Annotated in this window: 3 protein-coding genes and 1 pseudogene; all 4 read left to right on the plus strand. The window is 41.0% G+C overall.

Going from position 1 to position 3,889, the window contains the following annotated elements:
• The coding region (locus VLB74_RS07150; RefSeq protein ID WP_325202774.1) for a T9SS type A sorting domain-containing protein at nucleotides 1-348 on the plus strand (348 nt) is incomplete at its 5' end.
• 77 nt (nucleotides 349-425) lie between these two features.
• The gene (locus VLB74_RS07155) at nucleotides 426-776 is read left to right on the plus strand and encodes a hypothetical protein (RefSeq protein ID WP_325202775.1); all 351 of its coding nucleotides are present in this window, start codon (nucleotides 426-428) and stop codon (nucleotides 774-776) included.
• Nucleotides 777-834: 58 nt separating this feature from the next.
• Nucleotides 835-3,039: a TonB-dependent receptor gene (locus VLB74_RS07160; protein WP_325202776.1), complete on the plus strand. Its 2,205-nt coding sequence runs from the start codon at nucleotides 835-837 to the stop codon at nucleotides 3,037-3,039.
• A gap of 130 nt (nucleotides 3,040-3,169) precedes the next feature.
• Nucleotides 3,170-3,889 (plus strand): annotated as a pseudogene (locus tag VLB74_RS07165) (prolyl oligopeptidase family serine peptidase); the annotation flags it as partial.

A 3,889-nucleotide genomic window follows, 5' to 3' on the forward strand; every position in this document is an offset into this window, starting at 1 on the left:
GTGCAACAATGGTGGCTTACTGCTCCCCAACGGGCTACTTTAAGTTTTCAGGGTGCGGTGGTAGCTTCCCATCCCGACCTGTTCAATTATGCAGGCTGTACGGCCAGTGCACAGAATTTTGTAAAAGACAACACCAAAGTGTATCCTAACCCGTTTGGCAATGTGCTACAAATAGAAAGCGAAACCGGTTTTACGCAACTGGAATTGTGTGATATTGCGGGTAAGCAAATCCTTAACCAGGTGTTTGTTAATCAAATTAATACAGCTAATTTGGCGCAGGGCATGTACTTGTTACGGTTAACTACTGAGAAGGGTGAAGTGGTGGTTAAAAAGGTGGTTAAGGAGTAAAGTAATAAAGAATTTAAAATCCGTTTAGCGTAAAAGTTAAACGGATTTTTCTTTTGTGTTTCTTATCTTTGTGTGGAATGAATAAAAAACTGCAACATTTCAGCCTTTCTTTACTGATTGCATTATTGTTCGCAATACTGTTTCAATCAGCGCATTCTTATGAGCATTTGGCAAAGCAGTTCACAGAAGAACACTGCGACCACAAATACGACCACTCCAAAACGGAATTCTCACACAGCCATCATGAATTTGACGACTGTTTCACTTGTGATTTTTCCTTCAGTAATTACATACCGGTCGAGTTTTTCTCCTTCGCCCTTGTAAAAACTTCAGAAACAAAAAGCCAATCTTTTTCGATTACGGAAAAACCCGTTGTCTTTTCAGGTAATTTCATTCCGCTTCGGGGGCCTCCTTGTTTTATTGGATAATTAATTTTTGTCGAAAATTTCGGCACCATTTCTTATACAATAATTCAATCCAAAACATATGAAATCCTTTTTTACAGCCCTTTTCCTGGGGTTTTCAGTCATTGCTATCGGACAAAACACGCTGACCGGAAGCATTTCAGACCATAATAATAAAGCTATTGAAAGCGTTACAGTTGCCATTCCGGAGCTGCACAAAGAAACTATTTCCGACAGTAACGGAAAATACGAATTCACCAATTTACCCAACGGTCATTTCAGCATTACCTTTTCCTGCATCGGCTATGCCAACAAAACCCTTTCCATAACACTCGAACAGCAAAATACGCTTGCAAATGTCGTTTTGGAAGAGACCTCAACCCATATGGACGAAATGATTGTTTCGACGGTTTTTAACAAAGTACAATCGCAAAACGTAATGAAAGTCGAACACCAATCGGTGAAACAACTACAACAAAAAGGCGCGGCCACTTTAGTAGAAGGACTGGCAACAATTCCCGGAGTTTCGCAGATATCCACGGGAACTTCCATCGGAAAACCGGTAATCAGAGGTTTAAGCGGCAATCGTGTGCTGGTATATACGCAAGGTATTCGCATGGAAAACCAACAATTCGGTGAAGAACACGGCTTGGGAATGAGCGATGCCGGTGTGGAAAGCGTTGAAGTCATCAAAGGACCGGCTTCCCTCCTTTACGGTTCTGATGCGTTGGGCGGCGTATTGTATTTCAATCCTGAAAAATTTGCCAAAGCCAATACGTTCTCGGGAAATTTTAATCAGAAACTGTTTTCCAACACACAGGGAAGCAATTCCACTTTAGGCATCAAATCTTCTTCCGACAATTGGAAATTCCTCACTCGGGCAAGCTATTCCACACATGCCGACTATGAAATCCCTTCGGGCGAAAAAGTAATCAATACCCGATTTATCGAGAAAGATTATAAAATCGGATTGGGGTATTCCAACATCCATTACAATTCGGAATTCCGATACAATTACAACAATTTAAATATCGGTTTACCCGAAGAAGACATCGCACCGGAACATTTCCGTACGCCTTTGTATCCGAAACAGGACATCGACAATCATCTGTTGAGCCTGCACCAGAAATTTTTCATAAAAAAAACGAAACTGGAAGCCGATTTGGGATACACCTTCAACAACCGGAAAGAACTCGAAGCCGCTGATGAAACTGCGTTACACATGAAACTGAAAACGGCGAGCTACAATGTAAAATTATACCTGCCGAAATCCGGAAATCTGGAAACGATCATAGGTGTTCAGGGACTGCATCAGACCAATGAAAACAGTGGGAAAGAAATGCTGATTCCCGATGCGACTACCAACGATATAGGTTTTTTGGCAACCTCTAATTACGAATGGAACTCGCATACATTACAGGCCGGAATTCGCTATGACAGCCGAAAAATTGATTCAGAAACCCACGGAACAGTTGGAGAAGAAGGTTATTTTGAAGCCGTAAACAAAAATTTCGAAAGCTTCAACGCGTCTTTGGGATACAAAACAAAATTGCTTAAGAATCTGACCGTCCGCGCTAATATAGCTTCCGGATTCCGCGCTCCTAATTTAGCGGAACTGACTTCCAACGGCGTTCATGAAGGCAGTAACCGTTATGAAGTAGGAAATCCGGATTTAAAAAACGAACAGAACTTTCAACTGGATTTGAATCTGGAATATAGCAATGCACATTTTGAGTTTTTCGCCAATGGTTTTTACAATCACATCAACGATTACATTTTTCTTTCACCGGCCGGAACGCAAATTGACGGTAACGATGTGTATGATTATGTTCAGGGAAATGCAAAATTATATGGCGGGGAAATCGGCGTTCACTATCATCCCCATCCGTTAGACTGGCTGCATTTAGTAAGCAGTTTCGAAAGTGTTACCGGCAAACAAGACAATAACGACTATTTACCATTGATTCCGGCAAACAAATTTTCAAACACAATACGAACCGAATTTGACATCCAAAACTGGTTTAAAAGCGGTTACGCATTGCTCAACATCGATTACTTTCTGAAGCAGAACAACGTCAGCCCGTTTGAAACCAAAACAGATGATTACGCCTTATTAAACCTTGGTTTTGGCGGAAACATCAACATCGGAAAAAAGAAATTCGATCTTTCTCTGAACGCCAACAACCTGCTGGACAAAACGTATATTTCGCATCTGTCCCGCTTAAAAACAGATGCTATTCCGAACATCGGAAGAAATATTATTTTAGGGATTAATTTTAATTTTTAATCAATCTTTAACGCTTAAGGTTTTCAAAAAGTTAAAATCAGCAAATGAAGTTTGACTATATTTGTGAAAATCAAACAAACAACACATGAAGAACATAGTAACCGCAACTGCCATAATCTGTAGTTTGACCATGAATGCACAAGCTCCCAAACCCAAGGGCGACATCAAATATCCCGAAACAAAAAAAGTTGAACATACAGACACCTATTTCGGTACAAAAGTAAGCGATCCTTACCGTTGGCTTGAAGACGACCGTTCGGCAGAAACCGGTGCCTGGGTAAAAGCACAAAACAATCTTACAAACCATTATCTGAAACGAATCCCGTATCGCGATGCCATAATGACACGCATGCAAAAACTGTGGAATTACGAAAAAATTTCGGCACCTTTCACAGAAGGGAAGTTTACGTATTACTATAAAAACAACGGCTTGCAGAACCAGTCGGTTTTGTACCGAAAAGATGCTTCCGGAAAAGAGGAAATCTTCTTGGATCCGAATACGTTTTCCAAAGACGGAACCACTTCTCTGGGCGGACTGGATTTCTCCAGAGACGGCTCTAAAGTGGCTTATGCTATTTCCGAAGGGGGAAGCGACTGGCGTAAGGTAATCATCATGGATGCTATTTCCCGAAAAGTATTGGAAGACACTATTGTGGATGTGAAATTCAGCGGTGTATCGTGGAAAGGCAATGACGGTTTCTATTACTCAAGTTATGACAAACCTAAGGGAAGCGAACTTTCTGCTAAAACCGATCAGCATAAATTGTATTACCATAAATTGGGAACTGCTCAAAAAGACGATAAAGTAGTTTTCGGAGTAGACCAGAAAAGAAGGTATGTGGGCGGAAGT

Origin of the sequence: Flavobacterium sp., from assembly GCF_035456225.1 — a bacterium.
GTDB lineage: Bacteria > Bacteroidota > Bacteroidia > Flavobacteriales > Flavobacteriaceae > Flavobacterium.

Excerpts from the sequence above, each read along its gene's own strand:
- VLB74_RS07160 (WP_325202776.1), top strand. The coding sequence starts at position 835 with ATGAAATCCTTTTTTACAGCCCTTTTCCTGGGGTTTTCAGTCATTGCT.
- VLB74_RS07155 (WP_325202775.1), top strand. The coding sequence starts at position 426 with ATGAATAAAAAACTGCAACATTTCAGCCTTTCTTTACTGATTGCATTA.